General features: G+C 29.8%; 25 protein-coding genes and 1 riboswitch. Of the genes, 17 read left to right on the top strand and 8 right to left on the bottom strand.

Annotated features, from left to right (window positions below; translation table 11 throughout):
- Positions 1–80 precede the first annotated feature (80 nt).
- Positions 81–2,411 (bottom strand): ferrous iron transport protein B, encoded by a 2,331-nt coding sequence (feoB, locus tag C7U55_RS03615; protein ID WP_106987393.1) that lies wholly within the window; start codon positions 2,409–2,411, stop codon positions 81–83.
- A gap of 144 nt (positions 2,412–2,555) precedes the next feature.
- Between feoB and C7U55_RS03610 the strand changes: the two genes are divergently transcribed.
- Positions 2,556–3,989, top strand: coding sequence for an ABC transporter permease (locus C7U55_RS03610; RefSeq protein ID WP_106987392.1), 1,434 nt, complete (start codon positions 2,556–2,558; stop codon positions 3,987–3,989).
- Between the two features lies 1 nt (position 3,990).
- A complete protein-coding gene (locus C7U55_RS03605; protein ID WP_106987391.1) occupies positions 3,991–4,665 on the top strand; it encodes an ABC transporter ATP-binding protein in 675 nt (224 codons plus the stop codon).
- A gap of 75 nt (positions 4,666–4,740) precedes the next feature.
- On the opposite strand, the gene C7U55_RS03600 is transcribed toward C7U55_RS03605, so the two are convergent.
- A complete protein-coding gene (locus tag C7U55_RS03600) occupies positions 4,741–5,415 on the bottom strand; it encodes a helix-turn-helix transcriptional regulator (protein ID WP_032091063.1) in 675 nt (224 codons plus the stop codon).
- A 231-nt stretch (positions 5,416–5,646) separates the two neighbouring features.
- On the opposite strand from C7U55_RS03600, the gene C7U55_RS03595 reads away from it, so the two are divergent.
- Genes C7U55_RS03595 through C7U55_RS03570 form a run of 7 tightly spaced genes read left to right on the top strand, consistent with a single transcriptional unit; the run spans position 5,647 to position 11,742 of the window.
- Positions 5,647–6,024 carry a RidA family protein gene (locus tag C7U55_RS03595; protein WP_032091062.1) on the top strand — a complete coding sequence of 126 codons (378 nt, stop codon included), beginning with the start codon at positions 5,647–5,649 and terminating at the stop codon, positions 6,022–6,024.
- Positions 6,025–6,050: 26 nt separating this feature from the next.
- A complete protein-coding gene (locus C7U55_RS03590; protein ID WP_032091061.1) occupies positions 6,051–7,667 on the top strand; it encodes a PTS transporter subunit EIIC in 1,617 nt (538 codons plus the stop codon).
- Between the two features lie 26 nt (positions 7,668–7,693).
- On the top strand, positions 7,694–8,032 hold the full coding sequence (locus C7U55_RS03585) for a PTS lactose/cellobiose transporter subunit IIA (RefSeq protein ID WP_032091060.1): 339 nt from the start codon (positions 7,694–7,696) through the stop codon (positions 8,030–8,032).
- Between the two features lie 56 nt (positions 8,033–8,088).
- Entirely contained in the window at positions 8,089–9,288 is a 1,200-nt protein-coding gene (locus C7U55_RS03580) for a pyridoxal phosphate-dependent aminotransferase (RefSeq protein ID WP_106987390.1), read from the top strand.
- A 5-nt stretch (positions 9,289–9,293) separates the two neighbouring features.
- Positions 9,294–10,766 carry a glycoside hydrolase family 1 protein gene (locus tag C7U55_RS03575; RefSeq protein WP_048924278.1) on the top strand — a complete coding sequence of 491 codons (1,473 nt, stop codon included), beginning with the start codon at positions 9,294–9,296 and terminating at the stop codon, positions 10,764–10,766.
- Positions 10,759–10,902, top strand: coding sequence for a proline racemase family protein (locus tag C7U55_RS14175; protein WP_317233022.1), 144 nt, complete (start codon positions 10,759–10,761; stop codon positions 10,900–10,902). The genes C7U55_RS03575 and C7U55_RS14175 overlap by 8 nt, the downstream gene beginning before the upstream one ends.
- A gap of 15 nt (positions 10,903–10,917) precedes the next feature.
- Positions 10,918–11,742 (top strand): proline racemase family protein, encoded by an 825-nt coding sequence (locus tag C7U55_RS03570; protein ID WP_318025905.1) that lies wholly within the window; start codon positions 10,918–10,920, stop codon positions 11,740–11,742.
- An 893-nt stretch (positions 11,743–12,635) separates the two neighbouring features.
- Here C7U55_RS03570 and C7U55_RS03565 read toward each other — a convergent pair.
- The gene (locus C7U55_RS03565; RefSeq protein ID WP_106987389.1) at positions 12,636–13,094 is read right to left on the bottom strand and encodes an Lrp/AsnC family transcriptional regulator; all 459 of its coding nucleotides are present in this window, start codon (positions 13,092–13,094) and stop codon (positions 12,636–12,638) included.
- Between the two features lie 150 nt (positions 13,095–13,244).
- Here C7U55_RS03565 and C7U55_RS03560 point away from each other — a divergent pair, with 150 nt between their 5' ends.
- Genes C7U55_RS03560 through C7U55_RS03550 form a run of 3 tightly spaced genes read left to right on the top strand, consistent with a single transcriptional unit; the run spans position 13,245 to position 15,066 of the window.
- The gene (locus C7U55_RS03560; protein WP_106987388.1) at positions 13,245–14,588 is read left to right on the top strand and encodes an MATE family efflux transporter; all 1,344 of its coding nucleotides are present in this window, start codon (positions 13,245–13,247) and stop codon (positions 14,586–14,588) included.
- A 48-nt stretch (positions 14,589–14,636) separates the two neighbouring features.
- Positions 14,637–14,864, top strand: a complete 228-nt coding sequence (locus tag C7U55_RS03555; protein WP_204638392.1) for a Rossmann-fold NAD(P)-binding domain-containing protein — start codon at positions 14,637–14,639, stop codon at positions 14,862–14,864.
- The gene (locus C7U55_RS03550; protein ID WP_204638391.1) at positions 14,851–15,066 is read left to right on the top strand and encodes a nucleoside triphosphate pyrophosphohydrolase family protein; all 216 of its coding nucleotides are present in this window, start codon (positions 14,851–14,853) and stop codon (positions 15,064–15,066) included. The genes C7U55_RS03555 and C7U55_RS03550 overlap by 14 nt, the downstream gene beginning before the upstream one ends.
- A 165-nt stretch (positions 15,067–15,231) precedes the next feature.
- Here the strand turns inward: C7U55_RS03550 and C7U55_RS03545 are convergent, their stop codons facing one another.
- The 3 genes from C7U55_RS03545 to C7U55_RS03535 form a co-directional block, all read right to left on the bottom strand.
- A complete protein-coding gene (locus C7U55_RS03545) occupies positions 15,232–16,155 on the bottom strand; it encodes a calcium/sodium antiporter (protein ID WP_106987387.1) in 924 nt (307 codons plus the stop codon).
- 200 nt (positions 16,156–16,355) lie between these two features.
- Positions 16,356–17,195, bottom strand: coding sequence for an HAD family hydrolase (locus tag C7U55_RS03540; RefSeq protein ID WP_106987386.1), 840 nt, complete (start codon positions 17,193–17,195; stop codon positions 16,356–16,358).
- Between the two features lie 197 nt (positions 17,196–17,392).
- A complete protein-coding gene (locus tag C7U55_RS03535; protein ID WP_106987385.1) occupies positions 17,393–17,629 on the bottom strand; it encodes a hypothetical protein in 237 nt (78 codons plus the stop codon).
- A 507-nt stretch (positions 17,630–18,136) separates the two neighbouring features.
- Here C7U55_RS03535 and C7U55_RS03530 point away from each other — a divergent pair.
- Positions 18,137–18,682, top strand: a complete 546-nt coding sequence (locus C7U55_RS03530) for a flavin reductase family protein (RefSeq protein WP_106987384.1) — start codon at positions 18,137–18,139, stop codon at positions 18,680–18,682.
- 23 nt (positions 18,683–18,705) lie between these two features.
- Here C7U55_RS03530 and C7U55_RS03525 read toward each other — a convergent pair whose 3' ends face one another.
- Positions 18,706–19,470: a zinc dependent phospholipase C family protein gene (locus tag C7U55_RS03525; RefSeq protein ID WP_106987383.1), complete on the bottom strand. Its 765-nt coding sequence runs from the start codon at positions 19,468–19,470 to the stop codon at positions 18,706–18,708.
- Positions 19,470–19,817 (bottom strand): Spx/MgsR family RNA polymerase-binding regulatory protein, encoded by a 348-nt coding sequence (locus C7U55_RS03520; RefSeq protein ID WP_106987382.1) that lies wholly within the window; start codon positions 19,815–19,817, stop codon positions 19,470–19,472. The genes C7U55_RS03525 and C7U55_RS03520 overlap by 1 nt, the downstream gene beginning before the upstream one ends.
- Positions 19,818–19,917: 100 nt before the next feature.
- A riboswitch (Lysine riboswitch) is annotated at positions 19,918–20,091 on the top strand.
- Between the two features lie 87 nt (positions 20,092–20,178).
- Between C7U55_RS03520 and C7U55_RS03515 the strand changes: the two genes are divergently transcribed.
- From C7U55_RS03515 to lysA, 4 genes are read left to right on the top strand one after another with little or no spacing between them, the layout of a single operon-like run.
- Positions 20,179–20,655 carry an ACT domain-containing protein gene (locus C7U55_RS03515; protein ID WP_106987381.1) on the top strand — a complete coding sequence of 159 codons (477 nt, stop codon included), beginning with the start codon at positions 20,179–20,181 and terminating at the stop codon, positions 20,653–20,655.
- 2 nt (positions 20,656–20,657) lie between these two features.
- Complete coding sequence (gene dapA / locus C7U55_RS03510) at positions 20,658–21,551, top strand: 4-hydroxy-tetrahydrodipicolinate synthase (protein ID WP_106987380.1); 894 nt, start codon at positions 20,658–20,660, stop codon at positions 21,549–21,551.
- A 1-nt stretch (position 21,552) separates the two neighbouring features.
- A complete protein-coding gene (gene dapB / locus C7U55_RS03505) occupies positions 21,553–22,296 on the top strand; it encodes a 4-hydroxy-tetrahydrodipicolinate reductase (RefSeq protein WP_106987379.1) in 744 nt (247 codons plus the stop codon).
- Positions 22,297–22,307: 11 nt separating this feature from the next.
- Positions 22,308–23,606 (top strand): diaminopimelate decarboxylase, encoded by a 1,299-nt coding sequence (lysA, locus tag C7U55_RS03500; RefSeq protein WP_106987378.1) that lies wholly within the window; start codon positions 22,308–22,310, stop codon positions 23,604–23,606.
- The last annotated feature ends 111 nt before the right edge of the window (positions 23,607–23,717 follow it).

Genomic DNA, 23,717 nt, shown 5'->3' with positions numbered 1-23,717 from the left:
GGATCTGTTTTTTTGTTGTAATAATAAAAATTGCATTGTAACAATCTAATTGTTACAATGCAAAAACTGATGTTACAATACTAAAATACCAATAAAATCAAATGATACACAACAAAAGAGGCAAGCCAAGCAATAAGGCATTGTCCAAAGACAACAATCAATGCCCATTTCCCATTAAGTTCTCTTTTGATTGCAGCAATCGCTGCAATACAAGGGGTATAAAGTAAACAGAAAATAAGTAAAGATAAAGCAGCTGGTGTTGTAAGTGACATCAACAATGATTGGGTTGAACCATAAAGAATAGATAATGTCGAAACAACACTTTCTTTTGCCATAAAACCTGAAATAAGGGCTGTTGAAATGCGCCAATCACCAAATCCTAATGGGTTAAAGATTGGAGTGATATATCCAGCGAGAATGGCTAGAATACTCTCTTTAGATTCTGCGACGATATTAAATCTTAAATCAAAGGTTTGTAAGAACCAAATAATGATTGTGGCTACAAAGATGACAGTAAAAGCACGTTGTAAGAAATCTTTGGCTTTTTCCCATAATAATTGACAGACGTTTTTAGCGCCAGGCATACGATAGTTTGGAAGTTCCATGACAAAAGGAACAGGTTCACCTTTAAAAAGGGATCCTTTTAAAATCAAAGCAAAAATAATACCAGTCAAAATACCAAAAACATATAAGAAAATCATAACGAATGCGCCCTTACCTGGGAAAAAGACAGAGGTAAAGAAAGCATAGATTGGAAGTTTTGCTGAACATGACATAAAAGGTGTTAGAATAATTGTCATTTGTCGATCTCTTCTTGAAGAAAGTGTACGACTTGCCATAACGCCAGGTACTGTACATCCAAATCCAATCAACATAGGGACAATACTTCGTCCAGAAAGTCCAATTTTTCTAAGGAGTTTATCCATAATAAAAGCAACACGAGCCATATAACCACTATCTTCTAAAATAGATAAGAAGAAAAATAAAGTAACAATAATTGGTAAGAAACTTAAAACAGTTCCTACCCCATTAAAAATTCCATCTATAATCAAAGAATGTAAAGCTACATTGATTTGTGCTTGGGTTAGAAGAGTATCAACATAATTTGTTACAATAGATACACCATTTTCTAAGATGCCTTGTAAAAAAGAACCAATAACATTAAAGGTCAAAAAGAAAACGATACCCATAATTCCAATAAAGGCGGGAATACCTGTATATTTTCCAGTTAAAAATTGATCAATTTTTTGACTTCTTAATCTTTCTTTACTTTCATGAGGTTTTTTCACAGTTTGTCTACAAATATTAATGATTGAATGAAAACGATCACTAGCAATAGCTGCTGAACAATCAAGACTACTTTCTTCTTCAAGCTGTTTGCGAATGTGTTCTAAAATTTCCTTTTCATTTTGACTTAAATCAAGTTGTTCTAATAAAAGAGAATCATTTTCTGCAAGTTTACTTGCTGCAAAACGTAAAGGAACTCTTGCTTTTTTTGCATGATCTTCAATAAGATGTTCAATTGCATTAATACAACGATCAAGAGCTTGATTATCAAAATATTGTAAAAATTGAGGTTTTTCTTGATAATAAGCAACATGTAAAACATGACTGACCAATTCATCAATACCTTCTCCTTTAGCGGCTGAAATAGGAACGACAGGAACTCCTAAATGATCTTCTAGTTCATTAATAAGAACTGTTCCCCCATTTCCTGACATTTCATCCATCATATTTAAAGCAACAACCATAGGCATATTGAGTTCTAATAGTTGCATTGTTAAATAAAGATTTCTTTCAATATTTGTTGCATCAACAATATTAATGATTGCTTTTGGTTTTTCTTTTAATAAGAAATTTCTAGTCACGATTTCTTCACTACTATAAGGTGACATTGAATAAATTCCTGGTAGATCCGTTATAAGGGTATTTTTATAGCCTTTAATTACACCATCTTTACGATCAACAGTGACTCCTGGAAAATTACCAACATGTTGATTAGAACCAGTTAGTTGATTAAATAAAGTTGTTTTACCACAGTTTTGATTACCAACTAAGGCAAAAGTAAGTAGATCACTTTCATGATAGATTTGGTGATTATTGATTTTATCGTAACTTGATTCACCATACCCTGGATGTTTTTTATATTTAAAAATAATGTTTTCATTTTTTAATTCTTCTTTTTTAGTAATTTCTTTAACTTCTATTTTTTGAGCATCTTCTTTCCTTAAAGTAAGCTCATAATCATGTATTTTAATTTCAATAGGATCCCCCATTGGTGCATATTTTACCATGGTTACTTCTACACCTTGGATAAGTCCCATATCTAAAAAGTGTTGTCTTAATGCTCCTGTTCCTCCTACAGAGACAATTACAGCACTTTTTCCTATAGCCAAATTATCTAATTTCATATTTTATCCCTTCTCTTTCTTTATAAGGGTAACTTTAAATAATAAGAAAAGCAATAAAATATATAATGTATAACCCTTTTTTTACATAATTATTCCGTTTTATGGATATACTTTTTCTTTATATTGAAGATGGAGGTAGAAAGTATGATAAAAAACGCACTTTTAAGTTTAAAGAAAAACATAGGAAAAACGATTTTATTATTTGTAATAATTGTCGTTATTACCAATCTCGTCATTGCTGGTTTATCCATTCAATCAGCAACACAAAAATCAATGGATCAAATTCGTAGTAGTTTAGGAAACGATGTAACTCTTTCTGTTGATTTTAGAAACATGATGAAAAATAGAGAACCAGGTGAAGCCGTAAGTAATGAGACATCATTAACAACAACCATGGCAGATAGTTTAAAAGATTTAAAGTATGTAGAAAGTTATAATTATCAAATATCTACATCAGCTGATAGTGATTCTATTTCAGCGGTAGAAACTGAATCGGATAATAGTAATAATCAACAAGATACAAATAAGCCAAATGATCAATCAGAACAAGCTTCAAATCAAGGTGATTTTACGATCAGTGCTAATACTACAATGGAATATTTAGATTCATTTACAAACAGTAATTATACCTTAACAGATGGTCGTTTGCTTACAAGTGATGATGCAAATACAAATAACTGTGTCATTGAAACCAATCTTGCAAGTGATAATGATTTAAGTGTTGGTGATACTTTTACTATTACAACCACAGTTAATGATGAAACAATTATTCAAGAACTTACAATTGTAGGTATTTATGAAATTCAAACAACAAATGAAATTGGTGGTGCCCATTTCAATAATCCAGTAAACACGATTTATACTGATTTATCAGTTGGGCAAACACTTACTGGAAGTAGTGAAAACATTACATCAGCAATTTATTATTTAGATGATCCAGAAAATGCAGAAGCTTTTGTAAAACTTGCAAAAAAGCAAAGTGATATTGATTTTGATACATTCTCATTAGATGCCAATAATCGTCTTTATCAACAAAATGCTTCTTCTCTTGAAAGTATGCAATCATTCGCAAAGATGTTTGTATGGATCGTAGTGATTGCTGGTAGTGCAATTCTTTGTTTAATCTTAGCTCTAACAATTAGAAATAGATATTATGAAATTGGTGTTCTTTTATCACTTGGACAAAGTAAAGTTAAAATTATTGCTCAACAACTTATTGAAATAGGTTTAATTGCAGTAGTTGCTTTTGTGATTTCTTTAGGTACAGGACAATTAACATCTCATTATATGGGTAATATGTTAGAAAGTAGTTCTTCTTCAAATGTCATGCAAATGGATCAAAAAGGTGATCAACCAAATGATAATCAACAAAAAACTAATAAACAAACAAAAGAAAATTTCCTAGGAAATATGATGCAAGGACCATCAAATCAAGAATTAGATGTTTCAATTACAGGTGAAAATGTCGTTCAACTTGCCGGTGTTACAGCAGCAATCTGTATTGTTTCTATTGCTGTACCTGCAGCCTATGTATTAAGACTTACACCTAGACAAATCTTATCTAGAAAGGAAGGTTAAGATGGAAAAGTTATTAGAATTAGAAAATGTAAGCTATAGTTATCAAGATGGTAAAGAAAAAAATAAAATTTTAGAACATGCTTCTTATTCATTTGGAAAAGGTAAAATATATGCTGTTGTTGGTGCGAGTGGAAGTGGGAAAACAACAACTCTTTCACTTTCATCTGGTTTAGATAAACCAGATGAAAGAAAAGTCTTATTCAAAGGAAAAGATATTCAAGAAATAGGTTTAAATAAATATCGTCGAGAAGATATCTCTATTGTCTTTCAATCATATAACCTCATTTACTATATGAATGCTTTAGAAAATGTTATGTCTGCTTTAGAAATTGCAGGGATCAAAAGAAAAGATAAAAAAGAATATTGTTTATCTATTCTTGAACAACTTGGACTTTCCAAAGATGAATGTAAAAGAGATATTCGACAACTATCTGGAGGACAACAGCAAAGAGTTGCGATTGCACGTGCTATTGCAAGAGAAGTCGATTTGATCCTTTGTGATGAACCCACAGGTAACCTTGATGAAAAGAATTCATTGGACATCATGAATACTTTCTTAGATTTAGCACATATTCATCATAAATGTGTTATTTTGGTAACCCATTCACCTACTCTAGCAAAGATGTGTGATGTATCTTTAAGAATTAAAGAAGGAAAAATAGAAGCAAAACGTTAGAGTTTTGCTTCCGAATTGATTAAAAAATTTTAATTAATAAAAACACCTAAGAGAATAGTATCTTAGGTGTTTTTATTAATTTCCTTGAGGCGATAAATTGCGCAAATGTAAATATACAGTATTTTTTGAAATGTTTAATTCGTCTGCAATTTTTGGAACAGAATCTTTTATTTGGAAAATACCCCTATCATATAATTGAGAAATTATAGCCTTGTTTTTATTAGAATATGAAATTGAAGAATCTTCGTATACTTCGTTCTTTACATATTCCAAAGTAGATAAAATCATTTCATCTACGTTACTTGCAAAAGTTTCAGTAACAGATTTGATTTGTACTTCTTCTTGTTTTTTAGGAACATAAGATTGAATAAAATCGTTTAAACTAATATTCATATAATAGTTCATACATAATAATCCAATAATTCTATTATTTTCACCACGAATTGCAATAGTAGTACTTTTTAATGGTTCACCTTTAGCGTTTGTAGAAAAGTAAGTTTCACTTGATTCACCGCTATCTTTTAAACGACTAAGCATTTCTAACGCTTTGTCTGTAATAGGAGCCCCTATCTTACGGCCAGTATGTTCACCGTTTACTATATTTATGACTGAGTGTTCATAACTATCTAAGCTATGCAATACAATTTCATAACCATATCCTAAATATTTTTCTAAGCCTTCTAGTAGTGTACTGTAACTTTTTAAAATTTGTTGATCGATTAATGTAAGTTGAATTTCTTTGAATTTCATAGTTACCTCCAATACCTATTATAACATAAATTAAATAAATTGAAAATAAATAATGAAAAATATTTCATTTAATAAATATATTTAATATAATTAAGTTAAAAATAAGCGCTAACATTTTATAAAATAGTAAAAAATAGTTTATAAAATTAAAGAAAGTTTATTGACTAAAATAAAATAACATACTACAATGTAATTGTGAAAAATATTTCATTAGAGAGAGGAGCTAAGAAAATGAATAGTGAAATTAAAACAAAAGAAGCCCCAGCAGCAATTGGGCCATATTCTCAAGGAATTATAGCTGGTGAATTTGCATTTGTTTCTGGACAAATTCCAGTTAATCCTAAAACAGGATGTGTGGAATCTGATAATATTGAAGGACAGGCTAAACAGTCTTTAGAAAATGTTAAAGCTGTTTTAGAAGAAGCTGGTTTTAAATTAAGCGATGTTGTTAAGACAACATGCTTTATTGCAGATATGAATGATTTTGCGACTTTCAATAAAGTATATAGTGAATATTTTAATGGAATGTGTCCAGCAAGATCTTGTGTGGCTGTTAAAGAACTTCCAAAACAAGTGCTTTGTGAGGTAGAAGTAATTGCTCATAAATAATAAAGAAAGAAAATAGGTGAAGAAATATGAAAATATTATTGATGTGCGGTGCCGGTGCTTCGAGTGGGTTCATGGCTCAAGCTATGCGTAAAGCCGCAAAAGAACAAGGATTAGATGATATTGATGTTATTGCAAGAAGCGAAGCTGAGATGACAAATAATCTAAAAGGAACAGACATTATTATGTTTGGACCACACTTAGCTTATAAGAAAGATGCTTTAGCAAAAGATTTAGAACAATATAATATTCCATTTGCTTTTATTGATAAAGATGCATATGGAGCTATTGATGGTGCAGCAACTTTAAAACAAGCAATGGATGTTTTAAAAGGTGCTAAACCACAAGAAGTAGAAAAAGAACCAGTAAAAGAAGTAGAAAAAAAAGAAGTTAAAGCTGACAAAAATGTTGAAAATCAAAAAGGTTTTATGGGTTGGATTACAAATTCATTAGCACCTAAGTTAGATAAATTAACACAAAATGTTTATATTATGGCAATTCAACAATCAATCATGAGCATTTTACCAATGATTATGATTGGATCGGTATCTTCAATTGTTGGTGTATTTAGAAATTTTGAAGCATTGAGCTGGATTCCAGACATTTCACAATTGAATACTTTCTCATTTGGATTAATTGCTATTTTCTTAACAATATTAGTTCCAATGAAAGTATTAGAAAAAAAGGGAAATGAAAAATTAAAAATTTCCGCTATGTTATCAAGTTTAGCATTATTCTTTATTATCACTATACCAAATATTGCAGATGGTAATATTTCATTTGTAATGGATAAAATTGGTACTGGAGGTATGTTGACGGCTGTTGTTACTGCAGTATTTACTGCTTGGATTTTCAATGTAGCATCAAATCATTCAATGTTTAAAAAAGATACAGTTATGCCTGATATGGTTGTGGCTTGGATGGATGCACTTGTTCCAGTTACAATTACATTGGTTATTGGTTTAGTTATCATGAATACTGGATTTGATTTACCATTATTTATTCGTGGATTATTCTCTCCAATTTCAGCATTTGGTCAAACTTGGTTAGGATTAATTGCGATTACATTTTTTACATGTTTCTTATATTCATTTGGATTTACTTGGATTTTATTCCCAATTGCATGGGCAATTTGGATGGAAGGTATGGATGCTAATATGGCAGCTGTAGCTGCGGGACATGTTGCACAAAATATTAACTTAATGGAAACAGTTATGGGATTAACTTATATCGGTGGTCAAGGATGTACATTAGCATTAGTTATTATGTGTATGCGTTCTAAAGTAAAACGTTTAAAAGCTATTGGAAATGTATGTGTTTTACCAGCAATTTTCAATATTAATGAACCAATTGTTTTCGGTGCACCAGTAGTTTGGAACCCAATTTTAATGATTCCATTATGTTTAAACTCAATTGTCATTCCTAGCATCATGTATTTAGTTATGAGAATTGGATTAGTGCCTGTTCCTAGCGCACCAATGCAAATGTGGTATTTACCAAATATCATTCAAGGTTATTTAACAACAGGAAGTCTTGCTGGAGTTGTTTTAGTAATCGTATTGTTTATCGTTTCATGGTTTATTTGGTTACCATTCTTTAAAGTTTACGAAAAACAACAATATTTAGAAGAAAACAGTAAAAAATAAAATTAGAGTAGAAATGAGGGAATAAAATGAATTTAGAACACGCACAAACAGCAATGAAGATTATTTTACATGCAGGAGATGCTAGAGAAAAAACAATGGATGCTTTAAAAGCTTTGGATACATTTGATATAGAAAATGCAAAAGAATTATTAAAGCAAGCAAATGAAGCTATTGTACAAGCTCATCAAGTACAAACAGATGCTTTACAAGCAGAATCTCGTGGAGAAGAATTAGAATATTCAATATTATTCTCTCATGCACAAGATACATGTATGTGTGCAAGTAGTGAATTAAATGTAGCAATGCATTTAGTTGATTTGTTTGAAGTTATTGATAAAAGATTTAAAAAATTAGAAAATAAATAATTACTTATTTGGCAGGAATATATTCCTGCCAAATTTAGAAGATAGGAGATGAATATATGTCATTTTTTGATGATGAAAATGTAAATTTAAATGTATTAAAAAGAAAAGCGTACAATTTGCGTTGGGCAGAAGTTGAGGAAGGAGTTATTCCATTAACAGCTGCAGATCCTGATTTTCCTTGTCCACCTATGGTAAAACAAGCAATGCTAGATTATATTTCTGATGGGTATTTTTCATACACACCAAAAACAGGATTTGATGATTTTAAAATTGCTTTATCGAATTATGTTAAAGATTTAAAGAATGAAAATATTCCATCAAAAAATGTATTACCGGTAGATAGCGCAGCACGAGCAATGTATATTGTAGCAAAAGCATTTTTAAAACCTGGAGATGAAATGATTGTTTTTGATCCTTGTGATTTTTTATTTAGAGAATCATGCTTAGCAGCAGGAGCAACACCAGTATATTATTCTTGTGGAATTGATGAAAAAAAAAGAAAAATGGATCTTTCTAAATTAGAAAGTTGTATTACTGAGAAAACAAAAATGATAGGATTATGTAATCCACATAATCCTTATGGATTGACTTATACAAAAGAAGAATTAGATTATATTATGTCACTTTGTGAAAAATATGATCTTTATATTATGAATGATGAAATTTGGTCAGATATTGTTTATCCAGATGCAAAATTTGAAAGTATTTATTGTTTAGGAAATGAACGATGTCACCGAGTTATGTCTGTATTTGGTTATTCAAAAAGTTTTGGACTAGCAGGTCTTAGAGTGGGATGTGTTTATACTACAAATGATGATGCATTTGATAAATTGGTAGAAGCAAGTGATGTTATGTCTACTGCAGGAGGTGCAACTTCAATTTCTCAAGTAGCTGCCATTGCGGCAATGAATGATTCTAGAGACTGGGGAAAAGAATTTATAAAACATTTAACAGAAAATAGAGACTATGCGGTAAACTTTATTAATAACAATATTCCTCAATTACATGCATATAGACCTAAAGCAACTTATTTGTTATATGTAGATATTAAAGATTTAAACTGTACAGCAGTTGAATTAGTTGATTTCTTAAAGAAAGAAGTTAAGCTTTCAGTTGTTCCAGGCGGACATAATTATTTTGGTAATCAATCTGAAGGACATGTTCGAATTTGTATAGCTACAAGTAAAGGAATATTACATGAAGGATTAAATCGTTTAAAATTAGGTGTAGAAAAATTTGTTAGTCAGAAAGGATAATGCTTATGAATAATAATGAATTCCCAAAAGGCTTTTTATGGGGAGGTGCAACAGCAGCTTACCAATGTGAAGGAGCATGGAATGAAGATGGAAAAGGATTTGCGATAACTGATTTATTAACAGCAGGAACACGTAGAAATCCTAGAAAATTAACAACGAAAGAAGAATCAGGAGTTTATTATCCTGCAAAAATAGGTATTGATCATTACCATCGTTATAAAGAAGATATTAAATTATTTGCTGAAATGGGATTTAAAGTCTATAGAATGTCAGTTTCATGGGCGAGAATTTTCCCAAATGGAGATGATGAAAAACCAAATCAAAAGGGATTAGATTTTTATAGAGATGTATTTAATGAATGTCACAAATATGGAATAGAACCATTAGTATCAATTATGCATCATGATACACCAATGGCATTAGCTATTAAACAAGATGGTTGGTTATGTAAAGATACAATTGGTGCTTATGTTAAGTATGCTAAAACTTTATTTAATGAATATAAAGGTTTAGTTCATTATTGGATTACATTTAATGAAATTAATATGACAATGAACTATTTTGGTGATGTTTATGGTGCAGGTATCTTATCAAATCAAACAACGGTAATTGATATTAATAATGTAAGTGATGATTCAATGTCTAAAGAAAAACAAAATAAACGTTTTGCGGCATTACATAACCAATTTTTAGCTAGTGCTTTAGTGGTTAAAGCAGGACATGAAATTGATCCATCAAATAAAATTGGTTGTATGATAGCATCGGATGCACATTATCCATATTCTTGTAATCCAATTAATATTTTAGCTGCACAAAACTCAATGCGTAAACTATGGTATTGTGGAGATGTGCAAGTAAGAGGTGAATACTCTTACTTTACAAAAAGCTTCTTAAAAGAAAAAGGTGTAACACTAGAAATCACAGAACAAGATAAAAAAATTCTCAAAGAAGGAACTGTGGACTTCTATTCATTAAGTTACTATACTTCTGGAACAGATTGCTTAGATCAAAAAGTTGATACAGATTCAGGAAACTTTAATTTAGGAGCTGCAAATCCCTATTTAAAAAAATCAGAATGGGGTTGGGCTTTTGATCCTGATGGATTACGTTGGGTATTAAATGAAATTTATGGACGTTATCATATACCATTATTTATTGCAGAAAATGGATTAGGTGCAATTGATGAAGTGAGTGAAGATGGTAAAGTTCATGATCCTTATCGTATTGAATATTTAAAAGCACATACAAAAGCAATGAAACAAGCGATTGATGATGGTGTAGACTTATTTGGCTATACTTGGTGGGGACCTATTGATTTAGTAAGTGCTTCAACAGGAGAAATGAAAAAACGTTATGGGTTCATTTATGTAGATTTGGATAATGCTGGAAATGGAACGTTAGAAAGACAAAGAAAAGACTCATTCTATTATTATAAAAAATTAATTGAATCGAATGGAGCGTGTGTCTTTGATGAATAAAAAAGCAATTTGTTTTAAGACGATTGAAACACATACTTTAGGAGAACCTACACGTATTGTTACTGAAGGTTTTCCTAAGCATAAAGCAAAATCTATGATGGAATATAAAGAGTATTTAGAAAATAATTATGATTAATATCGATCAGCACTTATGTGTGAACCTAGAGGTCATAAAGATATGGTTGGAGCACTTCTAGTAGAACCAATTTCTAAGGAAGCGGATATAGGTGTCATTTACATGGATGCCAACCGATGGATAAATATGTGTGGGCATGCTACTATCGGAGTATCTATGACATTGGTTAATGAAAATCTAGTTAAAGTTGTAGAACCTGTAACTCATTTAACTTTAGAAATGCCAGCTGGACTTATTCATGTAGATGTAGAAGTTGAAGATGGAAAGACAAAAAGTGTTTCTTTTGAAAATATTCCTTCTTTCTTATTTGAAGAAAATTGTCTCGTAAATAATATCCACTTTGATATTAGTTATTCAGGATCATTTTTTGCTTTGGTAGATGCTGATCAATTAGACATAGAAATCAATATTAATAATGCAAATAAATTTAAAGAACTTGGAGTAAATTTATTGAGACAGATTAACGAAAAATATGATGTGAAGCACCCTACTTTACCGATAAATCGAGTGGTTAATGTAGAATTTTATCATAAGACAGATGATGGACAAAAAAATATTGTTATTAGTGAAGAAGGCATGATTGATCGTTCCCCATGTGGTACAGGAACTTGTGCAAAACTTGCATATATGTATAACACAAATAAATTAAAGTTAAATGAAACATTTATTAATCAAAGCTTTACTGGGGTTTCTTTTAAAGGAAGAGTAATAGAAGAAACTAAAATAGATAAATATAAAGCTATTATATCAAGTATTACGGGAGTAGCCTATATTGATGGATATAGTACATTTTTAATAGATGAAGATGATCCGTTAAAATATGGATTTGTTATTAATTAACATGATGAAAATGTGATTTTCCTTCCTTGTATACATTAACATTTTAATTGTTTAATATAATCAAATCTTTAAAAAAAAAGAGAGAGATTTTTAAAATGGACCCTGTAAAACGGACACAAGAAAAAAGTACTTTGGTGCTTAGTCCTGTTTTACAGGGCTTTTATTTTGTGTATTATGATTATTAGAGAAATGGTGGTGTATTTATGGGAGTTAATTATTTGACAGATGAACAGCTTAGTTTATCAGAAGAAAATCCCTATGTAATAAAAGCATAACCTATTCAGAAGAATTTAAAGAACTTCTGCTTGAATTGGATTGATTATCAAAATAGGATGCAGCCAATAGAGATATTTAAAAAATATGGATTTGATCCCTATGTTTTGGGATTAAGAAGACGAAATAATTTTACGAATCGTTAAAAAGGTTGTAAGAGAAGATGGCTTCAAAGACACAAGAAGCAAAAATTGTAGTAGACCATCTACCAAAGACTTATCTTTAGAAGAACAACTGGAATAAGAACAAAGTTCTCCAACAGGAGAATGATTTTTTAAAAAGAGTGAGATCTATCAACAGAAAACAAATTACAAAACAATTGAAAAACAAACAGTAAGAGAAAAATATGAACTTATTGATAGAACGTTAAATTCACCAAAAAATGTATTAACAGTGTCATATATTTGTGAAAAAGAACAGAACATAGAAATATGTCTATCCTTAACTTAATGATATTTCTTTACAGCTTTTTTTATTCTCGCATTGGCACAAGTTTTCTGACAATACGATGACATGGATGATTGACATAATATGATGTGTTGGAAAAACCTACTAAATGACTATTTCTAGAGCTTAATAGATTTTCAAATAACTCCTTAATTAAAAAAGATGATATATAATTATAAACGTAATCCTTTAATATCTTTAATACGTGAGAGAATAATATTACAACTACAACTAGTAACCCCTGGTAACGTATCAATAGTAGTATGTAAGAAATGTTCCATTTCACTATTAGAAGCAGCAACAGCATGTACATGTAATTTGTTTTTTCCTGTAACACGATAAATTTGAGTAACAATATTATTTTGATTTAATATTTCTATAACATCAGTAAACGAATTTGACAATGTTTCAATTTCAAAATAACAAGATATAGCGCCACTGATTTTTTGAGGATTGATAATTGTTGTATATTCTTCAATAACCCCTTTTTTTTCTAATGCTTGAATTCTAGCTTTTACAGCAACTCTAGAAATCCCTACCTCTTTTCCAATATCCGAGTAAGAAAGACGTGCATTTTTTATTAATAATTGAACAATTTTTTGATCTAATTCATCAAGTCCATTTAAATACATAATCATTCCTCCGTTAATCATTTATTTAATACTATCATGCTCCGTATTATAAGTAAATCTTTTAAAAATTAGAGATATTGACTGAAAATAAATATTTGATTATAATACTTACGAAACGTAAGATAAATATTACGAAAGGGATACAAGAAGATGAATAGAGATTTAACAAAAGGTTCAGTTTTAAAGTCTATGCTTCTTTTTTCAATTCCAATGATTTTAGGTGATTTACTTCAACAATGTTATAACATTGTTGATACATTGATTGTTGGTCAATTTCTTGGTAAAAATGCTCTAGCAAGTGTTGGCTCATCGTTTACCTTAATGACATTTATAACATCTATAATCCTTGGTTTATGTATGGGAAGTGGAGCGTTGTTTTCAATTAGATATGGACAAAAAGATGAAAAAGGATTACGGGAAGATGTATGTGCATCATTTTTCTTTATTGCACTCATCACGTTTATACTAACAGTAATATCTTATATTTTTCTTAATCAGCTTTCTGTTTTTTTACATGTTCCACATGAAGTGTGGGGAGATATGAAAGGCTATCTTATTATTATTTTTATAGGAATACCCGCTATTTTTTTATATAACTATTTTGCTTCTTATTTAAGAGCTATTGGTAATTCAATGATTCCACTTATATTTTTAGCTATTTCGGCAATACTTAATATTATATTAGATTTATTTTTTGTAATTGTATTAAAATTAGGAGTTGAAGGTGCAGCTATTGCTACGGTGATTTCCCAATATCTTTCAGGTATTGGCATCAGTATTTACTCACTTATAAAAAATATACAAGTACGAGCAATTATGAAATTACAATATTTTCATTTAAAGAGGGTTCATAAAGTGATTTCGTTTTCAGTTCTTACATGTATTCAACAATCAGTAATGAATTTAGGTATTTTAATGGTACAAGGGTTAGTGAATAGTTTTGGAACTGTAGTTATGGCAGCATTTGCTGCTGCTGTTAAAATTGATGCTTTTGCATATATGCCAGTACAAGATTTTGGAAATGCATTTTCTACTTTTATTGCTCAAAACTATGGTGCAAAAGAAAAAATGCGTATTCAATCAGGATTAAAATCAGCAGTTTGTCTTTCTATGGGATTTTGCATAATTATTTCAACTATTGTATGTATTTTTGCTAAAGATTTAATGACTATTTTTATAGATGCAAAAGAAACAGAAATTATTATGGAAGGTGTCAAGTATTTAAAAATTGAAGGTGCCTTTTATTGTGGAATTGGTTGTTTGTTTTTGTTGTATGGTTTGTATCGTGCTTTAGGGAAACCTGGTATGAGTGTCGTTCTTACAATATTTTCTTTAGGGACACGTGTTGTGTTAGCTTATGTTTTATCAGCAATTCCAGCGATTGGTGTTACTGGTATTTGGTGGTCTGTTCCTATTGGATGGGCACTTGCAGATTTAATAGGATTAATTTATTATAGGTGTAAAAAAAAGGAATTGCTTTCTTTTAATATTTAGGAGGATTATTTATGAACAACAAATGTGTTTTATTAAATACCAAAAAAAATGAATTTTGATGGAAAATTAGATTTATCAATACTATCATCTGATTTAACAGTATACGATGATACAACCCCTCAACAGCTTTTAGAAATGATTCAAAATGCTAATATAATAATTACTAAAGAGATGGAAGTGAGTGGAGAGATGATACGTCAATTTCCAGATTCTGTAAAATTAATTTGTGAAACTGGAACAGGTTATAACAATATAGATTTTAATGAAAATAAATGAATATCAAAAACTAGCTATGTCAACTTTAAATAAGGAATTAGATAAAAAGGATATTTTGATTTATAGTGCAATGGGTCTATGTGGTGAATCAGGAGAAGTTATTGCTATTGTTAAAAAATGGCTTGCCCAAGGGCATGAGTTAGATAAAGATCACTTAGCAAAAGAACTTGGTAACTACATAAAAATGCTTGAGCACAGTTGAAACCTTGGTTATGTAATTCTCTTACTTTTTCTTCTCTTTGAATCATCACCCTCACCTCACATCCATTAGTTTATTGATTTTAAAAAGTTTTGAAATATAAAAAAATGTAAACGGAGAGACGTTTACATTTTCTAATTTATTATTTAATTTTTTTGTAAATAGAATTTACATCAAACACAAATACATAAAATAAAGTCCATAACATAAAAGCATAACGATTCCACAAGGTTTCCTTAATTCTTGATGTTTCATTGTACCAAACCAGAGAACTAATCCAGCTATTACTGCAATCATAGAATCAATCATAAACTTACTTTCAAAAGGAACGCTACAAATAAGAGATGTTGTTCCAATAACAAAAAGAATATTAAAAATATTGCTTCCTACAATATTGCCTATCGCAATTCCTGCATTACCACGTTTTGCAGCTGTTACAGAAGTGACGAGTTCAGGAAGTGATGTTCCAAAAGCAACAATTGTTAAACCAATAAAGCGTTCACTCATACCAAAATAACGAGCAATGGCACTGGCCCCACTTACCGCAAAGTCACTTCCTTTAACAACAAGGATTCCTCCAATGAGAATAAAGAGAAGACATTTCCAAACGGGAATATCTTTTTCTTCTTCTTGAGTTTCACTATTTCTTGCCATGATAAATAGATAAACAAGATAAGCAATAAAAAGAATCCAAAGGAAAACACCTTCAATAAAAGTAATTTTCATATCTGTCATACCAAAGATCATGAGGATGATTGTTATAAAAATCATAAAGGGAATTTCATAACGGATGGTTGATTTTTGTATTTTTACATTGGTGATCAAGGCTGTAATACCTAAAATAATAAAAATATTTAATATATTACTACCTACCACATTTCCAATAGTAATCCCTGCATTTTGTTGCATGGCAGCCGTAATACTTACAGCAGCTTCAGGCATACTTGTTCCCATAGCAACAATTGTAAGACCAATGATTAGTTGGGGAATACCCATTTTTTTAGCAATGCTTGCCGCCCCGTCTACAAACCAATCAGCTCCTTTTACTAGAAAAATAAAACCTACTAATAAAATAATAATTTGTTGAATCATAACGATTACTCCTTCCTTTTATTTTGCAGTAGGTATAAAAAAAAGCGGACTCCTACTGCATTGCAGTAAAAGTCTCGCTATTCAATCACTTTCCGAGTTATAAATCTTATAACTGTACTGACGAAGAAGTGAACCAAGTGCTTGGCAAGCTACTCCCTTTTATGAATTTATTCTATCAAATAATATTTATTTAAGCAACTTTAAATTAATTTTAAATATTTAAAGGCATTGTATAAACCATCTTCATTTACATCATCAGTAATATAATCAGCGGCTTCTTTAATTTCAGAACCACCATTACCCATCGCAACATTATAAGCGCAACATTCAAACATCGACAAGTCAATTTTAGCATCACCAAAAGAAATCGTCTCTTTAGGATCAGCATGTAAATAATCTAATAGGACTTCAATAGCATGCCTTTTAGTAATACCTGTAGGTCCTAAATCACCAAATAATGCAACTTCTCCTTTACCTCCCCAAGTATTCGCAACTAAATGAGGGAAGTCTACTTTAGAATCTAAATGGTCTTGATATGTTCTTAAAATGAAACTGATTTTATTAACATCGTCACGGTATAACTCATCTCCTTGTAAATGAATGAAACCATCAATAAAATGTTGAGCAGAACTTTTGGCATTCTCTAAGCTTGCTCCTTTACCTTTGGCGTATTTTACCATGGTTTCAGGTCCTTGTTCTAACATATAATCATTACAATACATACCACTATTAGCTTCTAAATAAAAACCAATATGTCTTTCATTACACCAATCAACAATATTTTTTACATCTTCTTTAGACAAACCTTGATGCATTACAACATGATTATTATCTTCAACATAAGCACCATTTCCACCAATCATTCCATCTAAATCACATAAATTTCTTTGTAATATTTCTGCTTTTGAACACCCTGTACAAATATAAACTTTATGGCCATTAGCTCTAGCTTGATCAACAGCTTTTGCGGCTGAAGCAGGTAATTTTGCTTCATAATCAATTAATGTTCCATCGACATCTAAAAATACAATTTTACTCATACTTTTCTCCTTTTTCTTATGACTTCATTGTACTAAAAATGAAAGGGAAAGTCATTGATAATATTGTTACAAATTTAAAAGCATAAAAGAAAAGGTTAGAGCTGCAATTCTAACTCTTTCTCTTTAATAAGAACCTTAACATGTAAATATGAATTAACTATTTCTTTTAATAAAACCTGTAAAATTTTTAATAAAGTTTATATTTTTTTTAAAATGTGTTTTTTGACTATGATTTTAATAAAATAATAAAGACAAGCAATAAATACAATAAAAAGGAAAAAGAATGGAATAGGATCTATATTTGCAAATACAAAAAATGCTTGAATTGAATCAAAATTGTATTTGATTGTTAATAATAACATACCTATAAAAAAGTTAGAAAAAAATACTAAAAAGTATATCTCGTCTCTATCAATCAATTTTCTATTTTCCATATTATTTACCTCATTTTTAAACTCTTCTATATGAACATTATATAGGATATAAAATAATTAAAATAGAATTAAGAAAATATAGATATTATGGTATAATATAAGATTTAAAAGGAACTATTTATTGAATATTAAAAATGATAAAGTTTATATTTTTTATCGTTGATAGTCTTAAGATGCAATGCTATAATGTTGATGAAGTTTAAAAACATGGAATATCACAAAACGAAAAGGTTAGAGCGGCAACTCTAACCTTTTCTTGTTTTTTAGCGTGAACACTAACACGAGGCTAGTTATCGTTTGAAAAATCTGTCTAACCCTTTGCATATGTAATAAGTCATTACGCCTGCCATGACAGAACAAACTAAGTTTAAAACCATGAAATACCACCTCCTTTCAAGGAGGGTCCGATAACACTTTTATTATATCAAAGTCTTTTACTCAATTTGTCTCAAATTTGTTTCAAATTTAAGAAGTGATATAATAGAAATACACAGGAGAATTATATATATGAGAAAAGATTTAGGAGATAAAATGCAATTTATGCCTTTACCTGTTTTAATGCTTGCAACATATGATCAAGATGGTAAGGCCAATGTTATGAATGCTGCGTGGGGTGGTGTTTATGATTATAATCAAGTTTATGTATCACTTTCTAAACATAAAACAACAGATAATTTAGAATTAAAGAAAGCTTTTACTTTATCTTTTGCGACAAAGAAAACAGAAAAGATTTCTGATTATTTTGGTGTTGTTTCTGGAAATAAAGAAGATAAGATTGAAAAAAGTGGTGTCCATGTAACACCTTCAAAATATGTAGATGCACCAACTATTGAAGAATATCCACTTACTTTAGAATGTACTGTTGAATCTTTTGAAGATGGAAACTTAATTGGAAATGTTGTGAATGTTTCTATTGATGAAGATTATTTAGATGAAAATGGTAAGATAGATGTCGATAAAATGGAAATTATTGCTTTTGATATGATCAATAATACGTATCGTGTTTTAGGAGAAAATGTTGGTAAAGCTTTCAAAGATGGTTTTGATTTATAAAAAATAGTGCATCGTTTGATGCACTACTTGTAGTTGTGATAGTAGCGTTCTGGTAAAGAAGCGTGTTTTTTATAGTTTTGAATATATAAAGGAAGATAAATAAGAGCTTCTTTTAAGGTTTGTTGGTAGATTTTGTCAAGAATATCATTATATTTTTCCATTTCTTTATTATGATGATAGTTAATAATTAAACCTTGGAGTTTATGAAAATTGAATGTGAGATGGAAACATCCATAAATAAGCCCCCTTTTTAAAAAGCTAGGGGCTTTTAATAAATGATCAATTCTTTTTAATCCTTTAAGAGCTTTTTTAATATCTAAATAAGATAGTTCAGGGAAAAAGGATTGAATAGTACATATTTCTTTTTCTTTAAAGCGAATATGTTCATAGATTTCTTTATGCAATGGATCTTGATGATTTCTTTTTAAAAGAAGACGATCGTAATCAGATTCTATTTCAAAATGATCCATATTTGTATTTTTAATCATCCTTTTAATATAAGGGTGCATTTGACTATCTAATAAATAATGACAAATAAAACCAAGAATATAAGCAAGTTGTGCTTCACTTTGAATAATATCTTGTGCCTTTTCAAAGAAAGTATTGGCTTTTTCTTGATGCATCTTTCTTGCTATTTTATTCCATCTTTCATAAAAGAAAATATCTGGACCATGAAGACCAATTAAAAAACAATTTTCATTTCTAAGTAATAAATCTTTAATATTTTGATCATCAAGATGTTTATAAACATCTTTACCAAAACAATAATGTGTATATCCAGCAGGCATTAGAGAAGTTCCTTATATTGTTCTTCTTTAAAACCAACAAGAACTTTGTCTTTCGTTTCAAGTATAGGTCTTTTAACAAGCATTCCATTAGTAGAAAGCAGTTCTAATTGTTCCTCTTCACTTAAAGTCGGTAAAATATCTTTTAAATGTTTTTCTTTATAAAGATTACCTGACGTATTAAAGAATCTTTTAAGTGGTAAACCACTTTTTAAATAAAGTGCTTTTAATTCATCTTTATTTAGTTTTTCTTCAACTATATGTCTTTCATCAAATTCAATTTGATGATCCGTTAAGAATTTTTTAGCTTTTTTACATGTAGAACATTTTGGATAACAAATAAATAACATAAATATACCTCCTGAAACCATCATATCAAAATTACTGTTAAATGAAAAATAATAAGGCTTATTATTGTATACTATTTAAAGATGTGATAAAATCTATTCAAATAAAGATAGAGGCGCAAGATGTTATGAGATTATTATTATTTGATGCAACAAGGTAATGAAGGAGGAGCACTTGCCGAAAGATTGTATCTATTGCATGAGGTATAATCTTGGGTGTCTAGGGAAGACCTATTCAACTGTCATTATCTAAAGGTAATGGGGAGCTATCATTGATAACGAATTTTTTGTTGCAATGATACTCATTGCAATTTTTTATTTGTCACTTTTTATAAGAGGATGAATAAAATATAGGGAGGAAATTATGAACGATATTATTGAATCTATAAGTTGTGAAAAAGAAATTATTCAACTTAAGTTATTAAATGTACCAAAACATCCTAAAATGATTGCGAAAATCTTTTCTATATTAAAAGATGAAGAAATTAATGTAGACATGATTTCACAAGTTACTGTTGATGATTTTGTACAAATTGAAATTACATTAGATCAAGAATTCCAATTAAAACTAAATCAAGCAATCATGAAATTAAAAGATGAATTTAAACAAATTCAAATTTATCAAATTAGAAAATATGCTAAAGTTGCGGTTGGGGGAAAATTGGTGGAAACAACACCAGGTTTAGCAGCTGAAGTATTTGATGTCTTAGGACAAGCTAATATTCATTTTTATCAAATTACGACAAGTAAAAGAACAATTTCTTTAGTTATTGATAAAGAGAATTTAGATCAAGCAATTCAATTATTAAAAGAAAGATTTTATATCAAGGAGGATAAATAAATATGACAATTTTTGAAGGAAGTGCAGTTGCACTTGTATTACCAATGTTTGATAACGGAGACATTGATTTTGAAGGATTTAAAAAACAAGTTCAAAGAATGATTGATGGTGGTGTACAAGCTTTACTTGTAAATGGAACAACAGGTGAAACAGCAACCATTACAATTGAAGATGAATTTAAATTATTAGATCTAACACTAGAACTTGCGAAAGGAACAGGTGTTAAAGTTATTTGTGGAGCTGGTTCAAATGATACACAAACAGCTTTAAAGAAAGCACGTTATGCTAAAGAAAAAGGGGCAGATGCGATTCTTGTCGTAACACCTTACTACAATAAAACAAGCCAAAGAGGTTTAATTCAACATTATACAACAATTGCTGATGCTGTTGATATTCCAATGATTTTATACAATGTACCAGGAAGAACAGGATTAAATATTTCGGTTGATACTGTTGTTGAACTTGCTAAACACAAAAACATTCAAGCAATGAAAGATGCCACAGATAATATTGCTTATGCTATGGAAGTATTAGCTAAAACAGCTGATTTAGACTTTGATTTATATTCAGGATGTGATGATAATATTCTTCCATTTATGGCAGCTGGAGGAAAAGGAGTTATTTCTGTTACTTCTAACTTATATCCAGAAGCGGTAGAAAAATTAACACAATTAATTTTAAAAGGAAATATTAAAGAAGCACAACCATTAGCTTATGCTTTAGATCCTATTTCACGTTTATTATTTATTGATGTAAACCCAATCATGCCTAAAGCAGCTCTTGCTAAAATGGGTGTTTGTGGAGAATATTTAAGATTACCGTTAATTACAACAACTGATGAAAATAAAAAAGCATTATTTGATGCAATGGATGAATTTGAAAAATTGGGGTATTAGGATGAAAGTATTATTATACGGATATGGTTTGATGGGTAAGAAAGTTGCTCATCAATTAAGAGAAAAAGATGAATTTGATTTAATTGGTGTGGTTTCTTATGAATTTGATGAAAAAGCACCAGAAGCGATGTATAGTAATTTAACAGAAGTTCAAGATTGTGCGGATGTGATTATTGATTTTTCACATCCAAACAATCTTGATGATATTTTAGCTTACGCTAAAAAGAATAAAACAAAAGTTGTTTTCGCAACAACTGGTTTTTCTAAGGAACAATTAGATAAAATTGAAGAAGCTTCTAAAGAAATTGCTATTTTCCAATCTTATAATACAAGCTTTGGAATTCAAATGGTGACTAAAATCTTAAGACAAGTTGCTAAAGAATTCTATGATAATGGATATGATATTGAAATCTTAGAAAAACATCATAATCAAAAAATTGATGCACCATCAGGTACAGCAAAACTTTTATATGAAGTAATGGAAGATGAAATTCAAGGAACAACACCTGTCTATGATCGTAGTTCACTTCATGAAAAAAGAAAAAAAGAAGAAATTGGTATTCAAGCCCTTCGTGGTGGAACAATTTTTGGTGAACATGAAATTATGTTTGCAGGATTAGATGAAATTATTGAAATTAAACATACAGCTTTATCAAAAGATGTTTTTGTTCAAGGCGCTTTGGCTGCAGCTAAAGCTTTACAAGATAAAGAAGTTGGTTTATTTACATTAAAAACACTTTATTAGGGAGAAAAGAAATGGTTTTACAAACTGAATTTGCACAAATTAAGGGAAATGATTTATACATAGATGATGTGAAAGCAACTGATTTGGTAAAACAATATGGCTCACCACTCTATGTTATGTCAGAAGGGCATATTAGAAAACAATTTAATACATTAAAAACAAAAATGATTGATAAATATGAAAATACATTACCATTATTTGCTTCAAAATCATTTTCGTGTAAAGCAATCTATAAATTAGCTATGGAATATGGAGTAGGAATTGACTGTGTTAGTGCAGGAGAAATCTCTGTTGCTTTAAAAGCAGGATTTGATCCTAAAAAAATCTATTTCCATGGAAATAATAAATTACCTTCAGAAATTCAATACGCATTAGAAAATGGTGTAGAAAACTTCGTTATTGATAATTTCTATGAAATTGAACTTGTTGAAGAAATTGCTTCAAAATTAAATGTCATGGTCAATGGTTTAGTCAGAATCACACCAGGTGTTTATGCGGGCGGACATGATTATATCCGTGTTGGAGCCAAAGATACAAAATTTGGTTTTTCAAGTCATGATAATACATATTTAAAAGCAATTAAAAAAGTTATTGATGCACCACATATCAACTTTGATGGAATTCATTGTCACGTAGGTAGTCAAATTGAAGAAATTCAAGCTTATGTACTTGCAATGAATAAATTTGTAGATATCGCTTATGAAATCTATGATATCTTTGGAATCGTTATTAATAAATTAAATGCTGGTGGTGGTTTTGGTATCCAATATACAGCAAGTGATCATCCACTAGAATTCGATGATGTTGTTTCCACAATCATGGATATTATTTATAAAGGTTTCGATAGAAGAAATATGAAACGACCAATGGTCTTGGTAGAACCAGGACGTTATTGTGTAGGTAATGCAGGTATTACTTTATATACGGTAGGTTCTTATAAATATATTAGAGATATTAGAGATTATATTAGTGTTGATGGTGGAATGACAGATAACATTCGTTCATCATTATATAACGCTAAATACGATGCTGTTATTGCTAATAAAGCAGGAGAAAAAGCAGATCATTTAGTAACAGTTGCTGGTAAAAACTGTGAATCAGGAGATATTTTGATTAAAGATATTATGTTACAAGATCCTCAACCAGGTGATATTCTTGCAATGTTCTCTACAGGAGCTTATCATTATTCAATGTCTTCTAACTACAACCAATTACCAAAACCTGCTGTTGTCTTTACATACCAAGGTCATTCTAAAGAAGTTATTCGTAGACAAACTTTTGATGATTTAGTAGCATATGATGTAGATTAAAAATATATAAATAGCCTCTAGGTTCACATAACCAAGGGGTTTTTGATTTTATGACTATAAAGTGTACGGTGATAGAATCAAAGGCATATTATAAAATAATTTTTATAATAT

The organism is Faecalibacillus faecis (assembly GCF_003024675.1).
GTDB classification, from domain to species: domain Bacteria; phylum Bacillota_I; class Bacilli_A; order Erysipelotrichales; family Coprobacillaceae; genus Faecalibacillus; species Faecalibacillus faecis.
This window is presented reverse-complemented; position numbering and strand designations above follow the sequence as displayed.